The organism is Dactylosporangium sp. CA-233914 (assembly GCF_050942935.1).
Lineage (GTDB): Bacteria > Actinomycetota > Actinomycetes > Mycobacteriales > Micromonosporaceae > Dactylosporangium.
Genome location: NZ_CP192030.1, coordinates 11,936,837 through 11,953,049, shown reverse-complemented (window position 1 = coordinate 11,953,049; position 16,213 = coordinate 11,936,837). Strand labels below are relative to the sequence as shown.

The window sequence follows — 16,213 nt, the reverse complement described above, 5'->3', positions numbered from 1 at the left end:
CGCCGCGGCGAAGCGGAGGCGATGTGAGCACTGAGGGTGGGACGAAGGCGATCTTGGCGGCGCTGGCCGCCAACCTCGGCATCGCCGCTACCAAGTTCGTCGCGTTCGCGCTGACCGGCTCGTCGTCGATGCTGGCGGAGGCGATCCACTCGGTCGCCGACTCCGGCAACCAGGGCCTGCTGCTGCTCGGCGGCAGGCAGGCCAACAAGCGGGCCACCGCCCGGCACCCGTTCGGCTACGGCCGCGAGCGCTACATCTACGCGTTCATCGTCGCCGTGGTGCTGTTCTTCGTCGGCGGCGTCTTCGCCATCTACGAGGCGTACCACAAGATCTCCCACCCCGAGCCGATCGAGTCCTGGCAGTGGGTGCCGGTCGTGGTGCTCCTCGCGGCGATCGTCATGGAGGGCCTGTCCTTCCGGACCGCCATCGGCGAGACGAAGAAGATCAAGGGCAAGGCGACCTGGGTGCAGTTCATCCGCCGGGCCAAGGAGCCGGAGCTGCCGGTCATCCTGCTGGAGGACTTCGCGGCCCTGCTCGGCCTGGTGCTCGCCCTCTTCGGCGTCGGCCTGACCCTGATCACCGGCAACGGCATCTGGGACGGCGTCGGCACCGCGGCGATCGGCGTGCTGCTGATCGCGGTCGCCGCCATCCTCGCCGTGGAGATGAAGAGCCTGCTCGTCGGCGAGGCGGCCACCCCCGAGCAGGTCGAGGCGATCGAGAAGGCGATCGTCGACGGCCCCGAGGTCGAGCGCGTGATCCACATGCGCACCGTGCACCTCGGCCCCGACGAGCTGCTGGTCGCGGCCAAGATCGCGGTGCGGCACAACGAGACGGCCGACGAGATCGCGCGCGGCATCGACGCGGCCGAGGAGCGCATCCGGGCCGCGGTGCCGATCGCGCGCGTGATCTACCTGGAGCCGGACATCTACCGCGCCTCCAAGGCCGGCAGCGGTGCGGATGGCGCAGCCGCCGAGACCATCGTCCCGACCAGCGCGGAGGCGCACTGACCGTGGAACTGCTCGAAAGCCCGATCCGCAAGTACGCGTGGGGCTCGCGCTCCGCGATCGCCACGCTGCAGGGCCGGCCCGCGCCGACCCCGGACCCGGAGGCCGAGCTGTGGATGGGCGCGCACCCGGCGAGCCCGTCCCGGCTCGCCGTGAGTGGCGCCTCGCTCGTCGACGCGATCGCCGCCGACCCCGTCTCGCTGCTGGGCGCGGGCAACGTCGAGCGCTTCGGCGCCCGGCTGCCGTTCCTGCTCAAGGTGCTCGCCGCCGCCCAGCCGCTGTCCCTGCAGGCGCACCCGACCCTGGAGCAGGCGCGGGCGGCGCACGCGGCCGGGCACCCGTCCTACGTCGATGCCTGGCACAAGCCGGAGATACTGGTCGCGCTGACCGACTTCGACGCGCTGTGCGGCTTCCGCGACCCGGCGCAGGCCGCGGCCGACCTCGCCGCGCTGGGCGTGGAGCGGCTCAAGCCGACGATCGACGCGCTGAGCCAGGCCGACCCGGCCGCGGCACTGCACGATGCGGTCCACGGACTGTTGGCCGGCCCCGACGCCGAACTGGTCGGGGAGGTCGTGGCCGCGTGCCGGCCGCGGGCGGCCGAGCGGGGAGCGTACGACCTCGTGACGGCCCTGGCCGCGCAGTATGCCGGCGACAGCGGGGTCATCGTCGCCACGCTGCTCAACCGCATCCGGCTGCGCCCGACCGAGGCGGTCTGGATGCCGGCCGGCAACCTGCACGCCTATCTGCGCGGCGTGGGCGTCGAGGTCATGGCGGCCTCCGACAACGTGCTGCGCGGCGGCCTCACCCCGAAGCGCGTCGACGTCGAGGAGCTGCTGCGCGTGCTGCGCTTCGAGGTCCTCGACGAGCCGATCACCCGCGCGGTCGAGACCGGGCCGGGCCTGTCGGCCTACCCGGTGCCGGTGCCCGACTTCGCCCTGCACCGCGCGGTCGTGGACGCCGGCCGGCCGGCCGTGCGGCTGCCGGGCGGCGGCCCGCGGATCGTGCTGTGCACGCGGGGCTCGGTCCGCGTGGACGACGGCGTGGTGCCGGTGACGCTCGCCCAGGGCCAGGCCGCCTTCGCGCCGGCGAGCCGCGCCGAGCTGTCGCTCAGCGGCAGCGGCGAGGCGTTCCAGGCTGCCACCCCGGAGTAATTCAACCGTTCGAGGGCTTCTTGCGAGCGCGCCGCGGCTTCCGCGGCGCGCTCTTCTCGTTACCTCTCCAAGGTGTCCGAATTCGGAGCATTTGCTGGACAACTTGGGTTGCTGAGGGTAGTGTTCTGACTACGCAGGGTTCGAGACTACGTCCGAGCCACATGTGGGGGAACCAAACCGGGGGGAAGTGCGGGGCGGTGGGAGAGATCTCACCGCCCCGCACGCTGTCCGGGGGAGGTTGGACAGGGCTCATTGGAGTGGTCTCGAGCCGACGCGTACCGTGAAAGGTCGCCGTTCGCCTCTGCAGACCAGGAGATCGCATTGACCAGCACGCTGCCGCCGCGGACCGTTGCCGACGGTGACTTCAAGGTGGCTGATCTGTCCCTCGCCGCGTTCGGGCGTAAGGAGATTCAGCTCGCTGAGCATGAGATGCCGGGCCTGATGGCGATCCGGCGTGAGTTCGCGGCTGTGCAGCCGTTGCGGGGTGCGCGGATCACGGGTTCGTTGCACATGACGGTGCAGACCGCGGTGTTGATCGAGACGCTGGTGGCGTTGGGTGCGCAGGTTCGGTGGGCGTCGTGCAACATTTTCTCGACCCAGGATCATGCTGCCGCGGCGATCGCGGTCGGGCCGCAGGGCACGCCGGAGCGGCCGGCGGGGGTGCCGGTGTATGCCTGGAAGGGGGAGACCCTGCAGGAGTACTGGTGGTGCACGGAGCGGGTGCTGTTGTGGCCGGACGGGCAGGGCCCGAACATGATCCTCGACGACGGTGGTGACGCCACGCTGCTGGTGCACAAGGGTGCGGAGTTCGAGGGGGCGGGGGCGGTGCCGTCGCCGGAGACCGCGGACTCGGAGGAGTATGCGGTCATTCTGGGCCTGTTGCAGCGTTCGCTGGGGGAGGACAACCGGCGGTGGACCCGGGTCGCGGCCGGGATCAAGGGCGTGACCGAGGAGACCACGACCGGGGTGCACCGGTTGTATGAGATGCAGCAGGCCGGGACGCTGCTGTTCCCGGCGATCAATGTCAACGACTCGGTGACGAAGTCGAAGTTCGACAACAAGTACGGCTGCCGGCATTCGCTCATCGACGGGATCAACCGGGCCACCGACGTGCTCATCGGCGGGAAGGTCGCCGTGGTGTTCGGCTACGGCGACGTCGGGAAGGGCTGTGCGGAGTCGCTGCGCGGGCAGGGCGCGCGGGTGATCGTCACCGAGGTCGACCCGATCTGCGCGCTGCAGGCCGCGATGGACGGCTACCAGGTCGCCACCATCGACGACGTGGTGGAGACCGCGGACATCTTCGTCACCGCCACCGGCTGCCTCGACGTGATCACCGCCGAGCACATGGCCAGGATGAAGCACCAGGCCATCGTCGGCAACATCGGGCACTTCGACAACGAGATCGACATGGCCGGCCTGGCCCGCCGCGGTGACGTCACCCGGATCACCATCAAGCCGCAGGTCGACGAGTGGAAGTTCGACGACGGGCACTCCATCATCGTGCTGTCCGAGGGTCGCCTGCTCAACCTCGGCAACGCCACCGGCCACCCGTCGTTCGTGATGTCGAACAGCTTCGCCAACCAGAGCATCGCCCAGATCGAACTGTTCACCAAGACCGACCAGTACCCGATCGGTGTCTACACCCTGCCCAAACACCTCGACGAGAAGGTCGCCCGGCTCCACCTCGACGCCCTCGGCGTCAAACTCACCGAACTGACCAAGAAGCAGGCCGAATACCTCGGCATCCCGGTCGAAGGCCCCTACAAGGCCGACCACTACCGCTACTGATCGTCCGGCACGAACGGGGCCCCGTCGGCGTACACCGGCGGGGCCCCGTTCGTGTGACCGGAGAGGCGCAATTCACCTGGAGTCCCACAAGCTTGTAGTAGTTGCCGATCGGGTCTAAGGTAATGCTGACCTAAGTAAGGTACGGCTAACCTGCGGAGCTCGAGAATGACCGCGATCTACCTGATCGGCCTGCGCGAGGGCCTCGAGATCACGCTCGTGGTGTCCATCCTCGTCGCCTTCCTGGTCAAGAGTGACCGCAAGCACCTGTTGAAGTTCGTCTGGGCCGGTGTCGCGGCCGCCGTCGTCCTCTCCATCGGCGTGGCGGCCCTGCTGCAGGCCGGCACCACCTACCTCTCGGGGCCGCGCCAGGAGCTCGTCGACGCGATCGCCTCGCTGGTCGCCGTCGTGTTCGTGACCTTCATGATCTTCTGGATGCGCCGGATGGCCCGCCAGATGGCCAAGGAGCTGCGCGGCAAGCTTGAGGACGCGATCAAGGTCGGCTCCTTCGCCATCGCCGCGATGGCCTTCCTCGCCGTGGCCCGCGAGGGCCTGGAGACCTCGATCCTGTTCTTCGCCGCGGCTCAGGGCGCCGACGACTGGCAGCCCATCGTCGGCATCTCGCTGGGCCTGGCGACCTCGGTGGCGCTGGGCTGGCTGCTCTACGCCAGCGCCATCCGGATCAACCTCACGAAGTTCTTCACCTGGACCGGCGCCCTGCTCGTGCTCGTGGCCGCCGGCATCTTCAAATACGGGGTGCACGACCTGCAGGAGGCCAACATCCTGCCGGGCCTGACCAACCACGCGTTCGACATCTCCGGCGTGCTGCCGCCCACCGCGTGGTATGCGGAGCTGCTGCGCGGCATGTTCAACTTCACGCCACAGCCATCGGTCCTGGAGACCATCGCCTGGCTCGCGTATGGGATCCCCGTGCTCGTGCTGTTCCTCCTGCCGCTGCTGCGCAAGCCGGTGGCGACCGAGCCGGCACCCCAGCCGGCCGGCACCAACGCCTGAAGCCGCGCGCCCCCACCCCATTCCGTAGGAGAACCATGCGTACATCACGCCTGCTCGCGCTCGGCGCGGTCCCGGCGCTCGCGGTCGTCGCGCTTGCCGGCTGCGGTGACGACAAGGCCGACGGCCAGTCCGGGTCCGGCTCCGGTGGCAACGGCAAGATCGCCGTGACCGCGACGGACACCGAGTGCAAGGTCGAGAAGACCGAGACGGCCTCCGGCCCCGTCACCTTCACCGTCAGCAACAAGGGCGCCAAGGTCACGGAGTTCTACGTGTACGCCACCGGTGACCGGATCGTCGGCGAGGTGGAGAACGTCGCCCCGGGCCTGACCCGGGACCTGATCGTCGAGCTGGCGGCCGGCACGTACGAGACCGCGTGCAAGCCGGGCATGATCGGCAACGGCATCCGCGGGGCGTTCAAGGCCACGGGCGAGACCAAGCCGCTGACCGACGACGCCAAGCTCGCGCAGGCGACCAAGGACTACCAGACGTACGTCAAGAACAACACCGGCGCGCTGATCGACAAGACGACCGAGTTCGTCAACGCGGTCAAGTCCGGCGACACGGAGAAGGCCAAGGCGCTGTTCCCGATCGCGCGCACCTACTGGGAGCGGATCGAGCCGGTGGCGGAGAGCTTCGGCGATCTCGACCCGGCGATCGACGCGCGCGAGGCCGACCTGGAGCCGGGTCAGGAGTGGACCGGCTTCCACAAGATCGAGAAGGACCTCTGGGTCACGAAGGACATCTCCAAGTCCGGGCCGACCGCGGACAAGCTGCTGGCCGACGTCAAGACGATCGTCGAGAAGGCCCAGTCGGTGCAGCTGTCGCCGCTGGAGCTGGCCAACGGCGCCAAGGAGCTGCTCGACGAGGTGGCCACCGGAAAGATCACCGGTGAGGAGGACATCTTCTCGCACACCGACCTGTGGGACTTCCAGGCCAACCTGGAGGGTTCGCGGGCGGCGATCGCGGCGCTGCGGCCGGTGATCGAGGAGAAGGACCCGGCCCTGGCCAAGAGCCTCGACGAGAAGTTCACGGCGGCGCAGGCGGAGCTGGACAAGTACCGCTCCGGCGACGGCTGGAAGCTGCACAACGAGCTGTCCGAGGCGCAGCTGAAGTCCCTGGCCGACGCCATCAACGCGCTCGCCGAGCCGATCAGCAAGGTCGCCCCGCTCGTCGCCGCCAAGTAACCGGGGGATTCCCATGGATCGTCGCAAGATGCTCGGGCTCGCCGGGGCCGGTGCCCTCGGTGCCGCGGCCGGTGGTGCCGTCGGCGTACAGATCTTCGACGAACCGCCGCCCGCCCGGGCCAGTGACCCGGGCGCGGCGGTGCCCTTCTACGGCGCGCACCAGGCCGGGATCGTCACGCCCGCCCAGGACCGGCTGCACTTTGTGGCCTTCGACGTCATCACCGACAAGAAGGCCGACCTCGTCGAGATGCTGCAGAAGTGGACCGCGGCCGCGGCCCGCATGACGCAGGGCAAGGACGCGGGCGCGATCGGCGCGGTCAACGGTGCCCCGGAGGCGGCGCCGGACGACACCGGCGAGGCGCTGGGCCTGCCGCCGTCCGGCCTCACCCTCACCGTCGGCTTCGGCCCCTCGCTGTTTCGCAACACCGACGGCAAGGACCGGTTCGGCATCGCGGACCAGCGTCCGCCCGCGCTGGACGACCTGCCGAAGTTCGCCAAGGACACGCTCAAGCCGGAGATCTCCGGCGGCGACCTGTGCGTGCAGGCGTGCGCCCACGATCCGCAGGTCGCGGTGCACGCGGTGCGCAACCTGGCCCGGATCGGCTTCGGCGTGGTGAGCGTGCGCTGGTCGCAGCTGGGCTTCGGGCGGACGTCGTCGACCTCGCGGACCCAGGAGACGGCCCGCAACCTCTTCGGGTTCAAGGACGGCACCGCCAACCTCAAGGCCGAGGACACGAAGCTGCTCGACGAGCAGCTGTGGGCCCAGCCCGGCGACGGTCCGCAGTGGATGGCCGGCGGGTCGTACATGGTCACCCGCAAGATCCGGATGCTGATCGAGACCTGGGACCGCACCTCGCTCGCCGAGCAGGAGGCGATCATCGGCCGGGACAAGGGCGAGGGCGCGCCGCTGGGCCAGGCCAAGGAGTTCGACGAGCCGGACCTCTCCGGCCAGCGCATCGCCACGGACGCTCACGTGCGCCTCGCCCACCAGCAGCTCAACGACGGGGCGCGGCTGCTGCGGCGGGGGTACAACTTCGTCGACGGCTCCGACGGCCTCGGCCGCCTCGACGCCGGCCTGTTCTTCATCGCCTACCAGCGCGACCCGCGCAAGCAGTTCGTGCCCATCCAGACCCGGCTGTCGCGGCAGGACGCGCTCAACGAGTACATCCGCCACGTCTCCAGCGGCCTGTTCGCCTGCCCGCCGGGCGTCCCCGCCGCCGACGACTACTGGGGTCGTGCCCTCCTCGCCTAGCTCGGCCCCCTATGGTGGCCGGGTGGCGTTTGTTATCGGAAGGCAGATGCGGGGTTCGATCGCGGTGCTCGGCGCCGTCGCGCTGCTGCTCGGCGCGTGCACCGGCGGCGGCTCGACCAAGCCGTCGCCCACGGCCACCATCGGTTTCGCCGACTGCGAGAAGAACCCGACCACCTGCAACGGCGGCGAGCTCAAGCTCGGGGGCTCCTACACGTACGGCCTGGAGCAGCCGATCACCAGCTGGAACGTCAACTCGAAAGAGGGATCGACGCCCGCGACGAAGCAGGCCCTCGCCGGTCTGCTGCCGCAGGTGTTCAAGGCCGACCCGCAGGGCCGCCTCCAGATCAACGCCGACCTGGTGAGCTCCGCCGACATCACCAACCAGAACCCCGAGACGATCGTCTACAAGATCCGCCCCGACGCGGTCTGGAGCGACGGCATCCCGATCACCGCCGACGACTTCATCCTCACCTGGAAGCAGAACTCCGGGAACCCGGCCCACTGCACCGCCTGCACGCCCGCCACCACCGCCGGTTACGACCTCATCAAGAGCATCGTCGGCTCCGACGGCGGCAAGACGGTCACGATGACCTTCATGGACGGCCGCACCTTCGGCGACTGGAAGGGCGACTTCTCCTCCGACGGCCTCTACCCGTCCCACCTGGCCACCAAGCAGGGCTTCGACCTGGCCAAGCCCGAGGGTGTGGCGGGCGCCGCCGACTGGTTCGCCAGGACCGTGCCCACATGGTCGGGCGGCCCGTACCAGATCGAGTCCTTCACGAAGGACCAGAACCTGGCCCTGAAGAAGAACGACAAGTGGTATGGCAAGTCGAAGCCCGCCCTGGACCGCATCACCTTCAAGTTCGTCCTCGACCCCGCCGGCATCCTCCCCGCCCTCAAGGCCAAGGAGATCACCGGAATGTCGCCCACCCCGACCCAGCCCCTGGTCACGGGCCTGGCCGGCGTTCCCGGGGTGATCTACGAGGTCGGCGAGAGCTACGCCTGGGAGAACCTGACCCTCAACGTCCGCAACAAGTACCTGGCCGACCCCGTCCTGCGCCGGGCCCTGTTCACGGCGGTGAACGCCCGCACGATCGTCGAGAAGACCTACGGGACCTTCGACAAGAACCTGAAGCCCCTGGGCAGCCACAACTTCGTGCCGGGCGACACGGCCTACAAGGACGTCGTGACCGGAACCGGCCAGGGCACCGGCGACACCAACAAGGCCAAGAAACTGCTGACCGACGCCGGCTACAAGCTCGAGAACGGCCGCCTCTCCACCAAGTCCGGCGAGCCGATCCCGGCCCTGCGCCTGCGCTTCGACGAGGGCAACACGTTCCGCGCCACGGCGGCGGACCTGATCGTGGCAGCCTTGAAGAACATCGGGATCGAAGCCCACCCGGATCCGGCCGAAAGCCTGTCCCAGGCCCTGACGTCGGCCGACTTCGACCTGGTCCTGGCCGACTTCCAGAACGGCCCCCTCTACCAGGCGGCGGGCGAGCAGCGCTGGGCCACGGGCGCCCCGGGCAACCACGGCGGCTACTCCAACGCGGAGCTGGACCGCCTGGTGCACCAGGCCGCGGTCGACATCGACCCGAGGCACGCCGCCGACCTGCTCAACCAGGCCGACGACCTCCTGACCAAGGACGCCTACGTCCTCCCGCTGATGCAGCGCCCGACCCTGACCTTCACGTACTCCGAATACGCCAACATCCGCGACAACCCGTCGGTCTGGGGCCCGACGTACAACATCCAGGAATGGGGCCTCCGCTCCACCTGACCCGTCGCCCGTGCAGGCCCGGAGCGAACCGCCCCGGGCCGGTCCGCCTCTGGATCTCGTCAACTGTTCGAAGCGGATTCCTGCTCGAACTCCGCCGTGCAACGGCCCAGGCAGGCGAGCCAATCCGCGCGCGCCGCGACGACGTCGTCGATGGACAGCCTGGTCACTGCCCAGAATCCGACGGAGCAGGCCCGAGGCACGGTAGCGTCGATGAGGGAGATGCCCTGGACCTGGTCTCAGCCGTTGAACGTGCAGAGCACCGGGTGGAATGAGCAGCCTCCGTAGATGCCACCGGCCCGGATCGCGCCAGGCTGGTCCTCGCCCATGGTCGCCATTCTGCCCGGTCAGCCACGCCCAACCCGGTCAGCCGCGCCCCGAGTCTTCCTCGCCGCGCTGTTTGAGCTGCTTGCGCGCCTAGCGTTTTCGTTGCCGCGCCGTTCGAGCCACTTGCGTGCCCCGAGTCCTCCTCGCCGCTCTGTTTGAGCTGCTCGCGCCCCTTGCGTTTCCTCGCCGCTCCGGTAGACCTGCTTGCGCACCTCGCGTTTTCGTTGCCGCGCCGGTTTAGCTGCTTGCTGTTGCCGTTTGCTGCCGCCGCGGCTCGCCGCGGAGACGACGATCCGCCGGCCCTCGCCACGCTCCGCGCTCCACGCTCCGCGCTCCGCGCGAGACCGGGCCGCTCGGCCTGCGGCGCCGGAGGGTGGGTGTTCGCTGTGGATTTCGCGGCCTGATCGGCGGGTGACCCCGCCCGGCCGGCTCAGGTGGCCAGGGGCGGCGAACAACCTGCCGTCCCGCTGCGAGCGGGATCCGGGCCGCAGTCCTGGCGCCGATGCCGGACGGACATCGAGGCGGCCGCCGGGCACGCTTCAAGGGCGCGGCATAGGCGGTCCCGTTGGCTGCGGTGGCGCCCAGGCACTCGTCGTCAGCTTCGGCTGCCAGGCCGGTGGCAGGATGCGCGGCGTGATCGCGGCGTGCAGTCCCGGCCAGACGCTCGCCGAAGCCGCGCGGGCGCGGATCAGCCGCTGGCTCGCCCGGCGGTGGCGTTCGGCCAGGACCGCCGCCAGGTAGGCCCAGCCCGGGACGCCCGGTGGGGGCGGTGGCGTCGTGCACGCGGCGACCTCGCGGGCCAGGGCCTGGCCCAGCGCCGTGCGGGCCGGCTCGGAGATCTGCTGGTTGCGGGCGAGGAAGTGCCGCACCGCCAGCGCCAGGCTGTCATCCAGACCCGTCAGGTCGAGCAGCACCGCCCAGCGCGCCAGCGGTGGCGGCATCGTCGGAACCCAGCCCCAGCCCGCCGGCGTCCGCTCGTGGATGACGATCGTGCCGGCCACCAGGTCGCCGATGCGCTTGCCGCTCGGGTTGAGCATGAGCACGCCCAGGCCGCCCAGCCAGGACACCACTGGGAACAGCAGGCCCGGCCACTCGATCGCGAGGCCGACCAGCGCGCGGGCCAGCGCGTGCCGGAACCGCACCGGGCCGCCGTCGTCGCGGACCACGCGCAGCCCCATCGCGAGCTTGCCCGGCGTGCGCCCGCGCAGGAGCGTCTCCCAGAAGACCGGGTAGCCGACGACGACCACCACGAGGATGATCACGATGAACGCCTCGAGCAGGCCGCCGTCGAAGATGTTGGCCCGGACCGTCAGGTAGCCGATCAGGCCGGTCGCGATCAGCAGCGCCAGCATCAGCACGAACTGCAGGACGATGTCGAGCATCAGCGCGAGGACGCGAGACCCGGCCCGGGCCACCCGCACCTCGAGCTCGACGGCCTCGCCGCTGACGAGCCGCTCGCCGGGGGTCGTCGGAGCCGAGGTGTCGTTCATGTTTGACAGTGTGCTACAGGTCGGCATCCCCTGGGGGTCCTGTCCACAGGCGAGGGCCAAAGCGGTCGGGAAGGCTGTGGACAACGGGACAACACGGGGGTGCGGAGCCCGTTTACGCTGCCGGGGTGGACCTGGACGCCTACGTCGCCGAGCACAACGCCGAGTGGCTGCGACTGGACGAGCTCTCGCGGCGCCGGAAGCTCAACGCCGCCGAGGCCGACGAGCTCGTGGCGCTCTACCAGCGCGCGGCGACGCACCTGTCGCTCATCCGCAGCCGCTCGCCCGACCCGATTCTGGTCGCGCGCCTGTCCCGCCTGGTCCTGGCCGCCCGCAACGCGCTCACCGGCGCCCCGTCGTTCTCGCTCGCCACGGTCGGCCGCTTCTTCACCCACACCTTCCCGCTGGCCGCCTACCGGGCCTGGCCGTGGTGGTGCGGCGTCGCGACCGCGTTCTCGCTGTTCACGTTCGGCCTGATGGCGTACATCGCGGCAAACCCCGAGGTCGCCGGCTACTTCCTCACCGACGACCAGATCCAGGACCTGGTCAACAGCCAGTTCGAGGACTACTACAGCCAGTACCTCCCGCAGAACCAGTTCCTGCGCGTCTGGACCCACAACGCCATGCTCACCGGCGAGGTCCTCGCCTCCGGCGTGATCTTCTTCCCGGTCGTCTATCTGCTGTTCCAGAACGCCCTCAACACCGGCCTCATCGGCGGTGTGATGATCGCCTACGGCCGCGGCGACGTCTTCTTCGGCCTGATCATCCCGCACGGCCTGCTGGAGCTGACCGCGGTCTTCGTCGGCGCCGGCGTGGGCCTGCGCATCGGCTGGTCGTGGGTCGCCCCCGGCCCGCTGCGCACCCGCGGCCGTGCCCTGGCCGAGACGGCGATGGAGGGCATGCTCATCGCCCTCGGTCTGGTGGCGGTCCTGCTGGTGAGCGGGCTGCTGGAGGGCTTCGTGACGCCGGCGCCGCTGCCGAACATCATCAAGGACTTCATCGGTTTCCTGGTCTGGTGCGCCTTCCTGGCGTACGTCTTCGTGCTCGGCCGTCGCGCCCAGCTCGAGGGCGCCACCACCGGCATCGAGGGCGAGGTCCCCCAGGAGGCGTTGCCCACCGCCTGACCGGCCCGGGCGGCCCCTCAGAGGCGGCCGGTGTGCTTCAGCGCCAGGTAGTGGTCGGTCAGCCGGGACGCGAACTCGTCGGCCGGGGCGTCGACCACCTCCACGCCGTGGCGGCGCAGCGCGGCGGCGACCCGGTCACGCTCGGCGAGGGCGCGTTGGGCGGCGGCCGCGGCGTACACGGCGGCCGGCCCCGCCCCCGGCTCCACCCGCGCCATCCGGGCCAGCTCCGGGTCGTGCACGGCCGCCACGATCACCTTGTGGCGGGCGGCAAGCTGAGGCAGCACCGGCAAGAGCCCCTCGCCGAGCGCCCCGGGCTCCAGCGCGGTGAACAGCACCACCAGCGCCCGCTTGCGCTCGCGCCGAAGCACCTCGCCCGCGACCAGGCCGAAGTCGGTCTCGACCAGCGCCGGCTCGAGCGGGGCCATGGTGGTGACCAGGCGGAACAGCAGCGTGCGCTTCTCGACGTTGGTGACCGACGCCCGCACGGCGGTGTCGACCGCCAGCAGATCCACCCGGTCGTCGGCGCGGGCGGCGACCGAGGCGAGCAGCAGCGCGGCGTCCATGGCCGCGTCCAGCCGCGGCTCGTCGCCGATGCGGGCGGCCGACGTACGCCCGGTGTCCAGCACGCACACGAGCCGCCGGTCGCGCTCGGGCCGCCAGGTGCGCACCACGACATCGGCGCGCCGGGCGCTGCCGCGCCAATCGATCGAGCGCACATCGTCGCCGACGACGTACTCCCGCAGCGTGTCGAACTCGGTGCCCTGCCCGCGGCCCCGGGTCACCACGGAGCCGTCGAGCACGCGCAGCCGCGCCAGCTTCTCCGGCAGCAGGCGGCGGGAGTTGAACCTGGGGTACACCCGGACCCGCCACGACGGCGTGAGACGGTCCGCGGTTCTCCGGCTCGTCTGGCGGTACGTCAACCCGAACGGCCCGAACGAACGCACCAGCACGCGCACGGCCGCCCGGTCGCCGCGCCGCGTCGGGGCGAGCGTCGTGGTGACGGCGACCGCGCGGCCGGGCTCGATCCGCACGTCCTGCATCGTCGGCGTGGCGCCCGCGGAGGGCACCCACGCGTCGCGCACCTGCCCGGTGAGCACCCGGTTGGACCGGTTCTGCAGCAGCAGCGTCACCCGCCCGGTCTCGCCCAGCCACAGTGACTGGTCCCCGGTGCGGCTCATCCGCAGCAGCTTCGGCGACGCCGCGTTGAGCACGTCCACAACACACGCCGCGGCGAGCGCGACCACGAGCAGAGCGGCCGCGATCCACAGCCACGGCGTGGCGATCCCGGACCCCGCGATGGCGCCGACCAGCGCCAGGACCGCGGCCCCGGCGCCGAGCAGCGCCGCCGCCCGCCACGTGATCATCGAGGCGTCGGGACCGTGGCCAGCACGGAGTCGAGGACAGTATCGGTGGTCACGCCCTCCAGTTCGGCCTCGGCCCGCAGCCGCACGCGGTGCCGCAGCGTCGGTCGGGCGAGCGCCTTGACGTCGTCCGGGGTCACGTAGTCGCGGCCGGTGAGCCACGCCCAAGCCTTCGACGCGGCCAGCAGCGCCGTTGCGCCACGGGGGGACGCGCCCAGCTCCAGCGACGGGGAGACGCGGGTCGCCCGGCAGAGATCCACGATGTACGCCAGAACCCCCTCGGCCACCGCGACCCGCTGCACCGCGGCGCGCCCGGCGGCCAGGTCCGCGGGGGTCGCCACCGGCTGCACGCCCGCCTCGCGCAGCCGCCGCGGGTCGAACCCGCGGTGGTGCGCGCGCAGCACGCCCAGCTCCTCGTCGCGGCTGGGCAGCGGGACCGTGAGCTTGAGCAGGAACCGGTCGAGCTGGGCCTCCGGCAGCGGATACGTCCCCTCGTACTCGATCGGGTTCTGTGTCGCCGCGACCAGGAACGGGTCCGGCAGCGCCCGCGGCGTGCCCTCCACCGACACCTGCCGCTCCTCCATGACCTCCAGCAGCGAGGCCTGTGTCTTCGGGGGCGTGCGGTTGATCTCGTCGGCGAGCAGCAGATTGGTGAAGACCGGCCCCTCGCGGAACTGGAACTCCGCCGTGCGCGCATCGAAGATCAGCGACCCGGTGACGTCGCCCGGCATCAGGTCCGGGGTGAACTGCACACGCTTGGCGTCAAGGTCCAGCGCCGCCGCGATGGTGCGGATCAGCAGGGTCTTGGCGACGCCGGGCACGCCCTCCAGCAGGACGTGGCCGCGCGCGAGCAGTGCGATGACCATCCCGGTCACGGTCGCGTCCTGCCCGACGACGACCTTCGCCACCTCGGCGCGCAGGCGGCCGAGGGCGGCCCTGGCCTGCTGTTCGGCGGCCTCCGGCGAGCCTTCGATCAGCGGGGTGGCGATGTCGGTCACCGTGGCTCTCCTTCGAACGGGGCGTGCGCTGCGGGTTGTTCCGTCGTGACGGCGTTGACCAGTTGCTCCAGGCGAACGGCCGCCTCGACCAGGTCGGTGTCGTTCTCGGGTGGCGGCCCGAACAGCGTGTGCCCGACCGCCGCCGGCGGCCACCCGCTGCTCGCCGCGACCGCCTCGACCAGCAGCGGCCGCTCGACCGCCGGGTCGAGCCGCAGCAGCCGGACCATGCGCGCGATCGCGGCGTCCCGCAGCACCTGTAGCGACTCGGCACGGGCCTTCGCGCGCTGGTACAGCCGCCCCCGCCCGAGCGCGGTCTCACTCGAGCGCACGATCACCGGCAGCGGCTCGACCACGGGCGCCCCGAGCCGCCGCGCCCGCGCGAGCCCGAGCAGGAACACGCCGAGCGCGACCAGCGCGGTCACCGGGTACGTCCACGGCGGGAACGCGCTCCACAACGGGTTCGGCGGATCGTCGCTCCCCGCGTCGCCCCCTTCGCCGCCGTTGACGCTGCCGGTCCGGGGCTGGGTCTGCTGCTGCCGCTTGCCGTCGATCGGGAAGTCGTAGTCCGGCGGCTCGCCGGGTTCGGCCGGCCGCAGCGATGGCGGAGCGGCCGGCCCGCCCGCCAGCCCCGGGTAGTCGACGACGCCCGGCGGCGGCTCGGCACGGTGCAGGTCCAGCCAGACGAGCCGGGGCGCCCCGGTCAGCAGTGCCGTGGCGAGCTTCGCGTTGCCGTGCTCGCCGATCCGGTCGTTGCGGAACGGATCCGCCGAGCCCACGACAGTGATGGCGACGGCCTCGCGCCGGTACACCACCAGCGCCCCGTCGTAGCAGCGTTGCAACTCGTCGCCGAGATCCGGATAGACCTTCCCGTACTGCGTGCGCACCACCCCCGCCGCCCCAGCCTGCGCCGCGGGCGCGTAGTCGCACCCCGGCTCGGCGGTCCGCGCGACGTAGTGCCGGGCCGCGCCCCGGAACGGCAGCAGCCCATTGTTGGCGGTCGACAGCCCCGGCTCGACCATGACCACGCGCGTCGAGGCCGGCAGAAGCTTGAGCATGCGCAGGTAGTATCGGTGCATCAGCTGCGGCGTCGTGATCAGCAGCGTGACGTTTCCGCTATACGCCGCGACGAGCGCGTCCGAGCTCCGCCGCTCGGGAATGATCTCGACACCCGCCCCGCGCACCCGTCCCGCGAGGTCGGCGGCCCCGATCGCGGCCCGGCTGCCGGGCGACAGATACGCCTCGTCCTCAAGATCTGGCTGCTCGATCTGGTACAGCACCGTGCCCATCAGCATCACCAACAGCGCGGCCACGGGCGGCACCACGAGCCGCAGCCACCGCAGGCTCCGCGGCCCTTGGCGCGCCTTGCGCGGCCCGGCCCCACCCGCGCCGACCGGTCCCTGCCCCGGCCCCGAGTCCGGCGGTTGAGGCGGTCCACCGGCCGCGCTCTGGCCGTTGGCCGCGGTGTCGGCTGTGGTCTCGTTGCCCAGCGCGCCGGCCGTGTTCTGGCCCCAGGCTGCGGCGTCTGTTGCCGGCGCGCCGGGTGCTCCGCCCGCGCCTGGTCCACCCAGCGCGCCGGGTGCTCCGTTCGCGACCGGTCCACCCAGCGCGTCAGGTCCACCCAGCGCGGCTTCGGCGCCGAGGGCGGCGGTGCGGAAGTGCTGGCCGGGCGGTGCGGCAGCGGTGGGCATTCCGGAAATGTCCGGTGTGTCAGGAGGGATCGGGCCCGTCGGCGGCGGCGGGGGCGTGGTC

At 71.2% G+C, this 16,213-nt stretch carries 12 protein-coding genes; 8 read left to right on the top strand and 4 right to left on the bottom strand.

The features are described from left to right. Positions 1-23 precede the first annotated feature (23 nt). From ACQPY0_RS53300 to ACQPY0_RS53270, 7 genes are all read left to right on the top strand, one after another. Positions 24-1,007, top strand: a complete 984-nt coding sequence (locus tag ACQPY0_RS53300; protein ID WP_432979728.1) for a cation diffusion facilitator family transporter — start codon at positions 24-26, stop codon at positions 1,005-1,007. A gap of 2 nt (positions 1,008-1,009) precedes the next feature. Next, positions 1,010-2,155: a mannose-6-phosphate isomerase, class I gene (manA, locus tag ACQPY0_RS53295; protein WP_432979725.1), complete on the top strand. Its 1,146-nt coding sequence runs from the start codon at positions 1,010-1,012 to the stop codon at positions 2,153-2,155. Between the two features lie 321 nt (positions 2,156-2,476). Beyond that, complete coding sequence (ahcY, locus tag ACQPY0_RS53290) at positions 2,477-3,943, top strand: adenosylhomocysteinase (RefSeq protein ID WP_432979722.1); 1,467 nt, start codon at positions 2,477-2,479, stop codon at positions 3,941-3,943. 165 nt (positions 3,944-4,108) lie between these two features. Next, entirely contained in the window at positions 4,109-4,954 is an 846-nt protein-coding gene (efeU, locus tag ACQPY0_RS53285) for an iron uptake transporter permease EfeU (RefSeq protein ID WP_432979719.1), read from the top strand. A 35-nt stretch (positions 4,955-4,989) separates the two neighbouring features. Further along, complete coding sequence (gene efeO, locus ACQPY0_RS53280; RefSeq protein WP_432979716.1) at positions 4,990-6,138, top strand: iron uptake system protein EfeO; 1,149 nt, start codon at positions 4,990-4,992, stop codon at positions 6,136-6,138. 13 nt (positions 6,139-6,151) lie between these two features. After that, entirely contained in the window at positions 6,152-7,390 is a 1,239-nt protein-coding gene (gene efeB, locus ACQPY0_RS53275) for an iron uptake transporter deferrochelatase/peroxidase subunit (protein WP_432979713.1), read from the top strand. A 46-nt stretch (positions 7,391-7,436) separates the two neighbouring features. Continuing rightward, positions 7,437-9,170 carry an ABC transporter family substrate-binding protein gene (locus tag ACQPY0_RS53270; RefSeq protein ID WP_432979709.1) on the top strand — a complete coding sequence of 578 codons (1,734 nt, stop codon included), beginning with the start codon at positions 7,437-7,439 and terminating at the stop codon, positions 9,168-9,170. Between the two features lie 863 nt (positions 9,171-10,033). On the opposite strand, the gene ACQPY0_RS53265 is transcribed toward ACQPY0_RS53270, so the two are convergent. Continuing rightward, positions 10,034-10,984: an RDD family protein gene (locus tag ACQPY0_RS53265; RefSeq protein ID WP_432979706.1), complete on the bottom strand. Its 951-nt coding sequence runs from the start codon at positions 10,982-10,984 to the stop codon at positions 10,034-10,036. A 125-nt stretch (positions 10,985-11,109) separates the two neighbouring features. On the opposite strand from ACQPY0_RS53265, the gene ACQPY0_RS53260 reads away from it, so the two are divergent. Next, positions 11,110-12,105 carry a stage II sporulation protein M gene (locus ACQPY0_RS53260; protein ID WP_432979703.1) on the top strand — a complete coding sequence of 332 codons (996 nt, stop codon included), beginning with the start codon at positions 11,110-11,112 and terminating at the stop codon, positions 12,103-12,105. A gap of 17 nt (positions 12,106-12,122) precedes the next feature. Here ACQPY0_RS53260 and ACQPY0_RS53255 read toward each other — a convergent pair whose 3' ends face one another. Genes ACQPY0_RS53255 through ACQPY0_RS53245 form a run of 3 tightly spaced genes read right to left on the bottom strand, consistent with a single transcriptional unit; the run spans position 12,123 to position 16,152 of the window. Continuing rightward, complete coding sequence (locus ACQPY0_RS53255; RefSeq protein ID WP_432979700.1) at positions 12,123-13,469, bottom strand: DUF58 domain-containing protein; 1,347 nt, start codon at positions 13,467-13,469, stop codon at positions 12,123-12,125. Then, entirely contained in the window at positions 13,466-14,464 is a 999-nt protein-coding gene (locus tag ACQPY0_RS53250; protein WP_432979697.1) for an AAA family ATPase, read from the bottom strand. The genes ACQPY0_RS53255 and ACQPY0_RS53250 overlap by 4 nt, the downstream gene beginning before the upstream one ends. Next, positions 14,461-16,152: a DUF4350 domain-containing protein gene (locus ACQPY0_RS53245; protein WP_432979694.1), complete on the bottom strand. Its 1,692-nt coding sequence runs from the start codon at positions 16,150-16,152 to the stop codon at positions 14,461-14,463. The genes ACQPY0_RS53250 and ACQPY0_RS53245 overlap by 4 nt, the downstream gene beginning before the upstream one ends. Between the last annotated feature and the right edge of the window lie 61 nt (positions 16,153-16,213).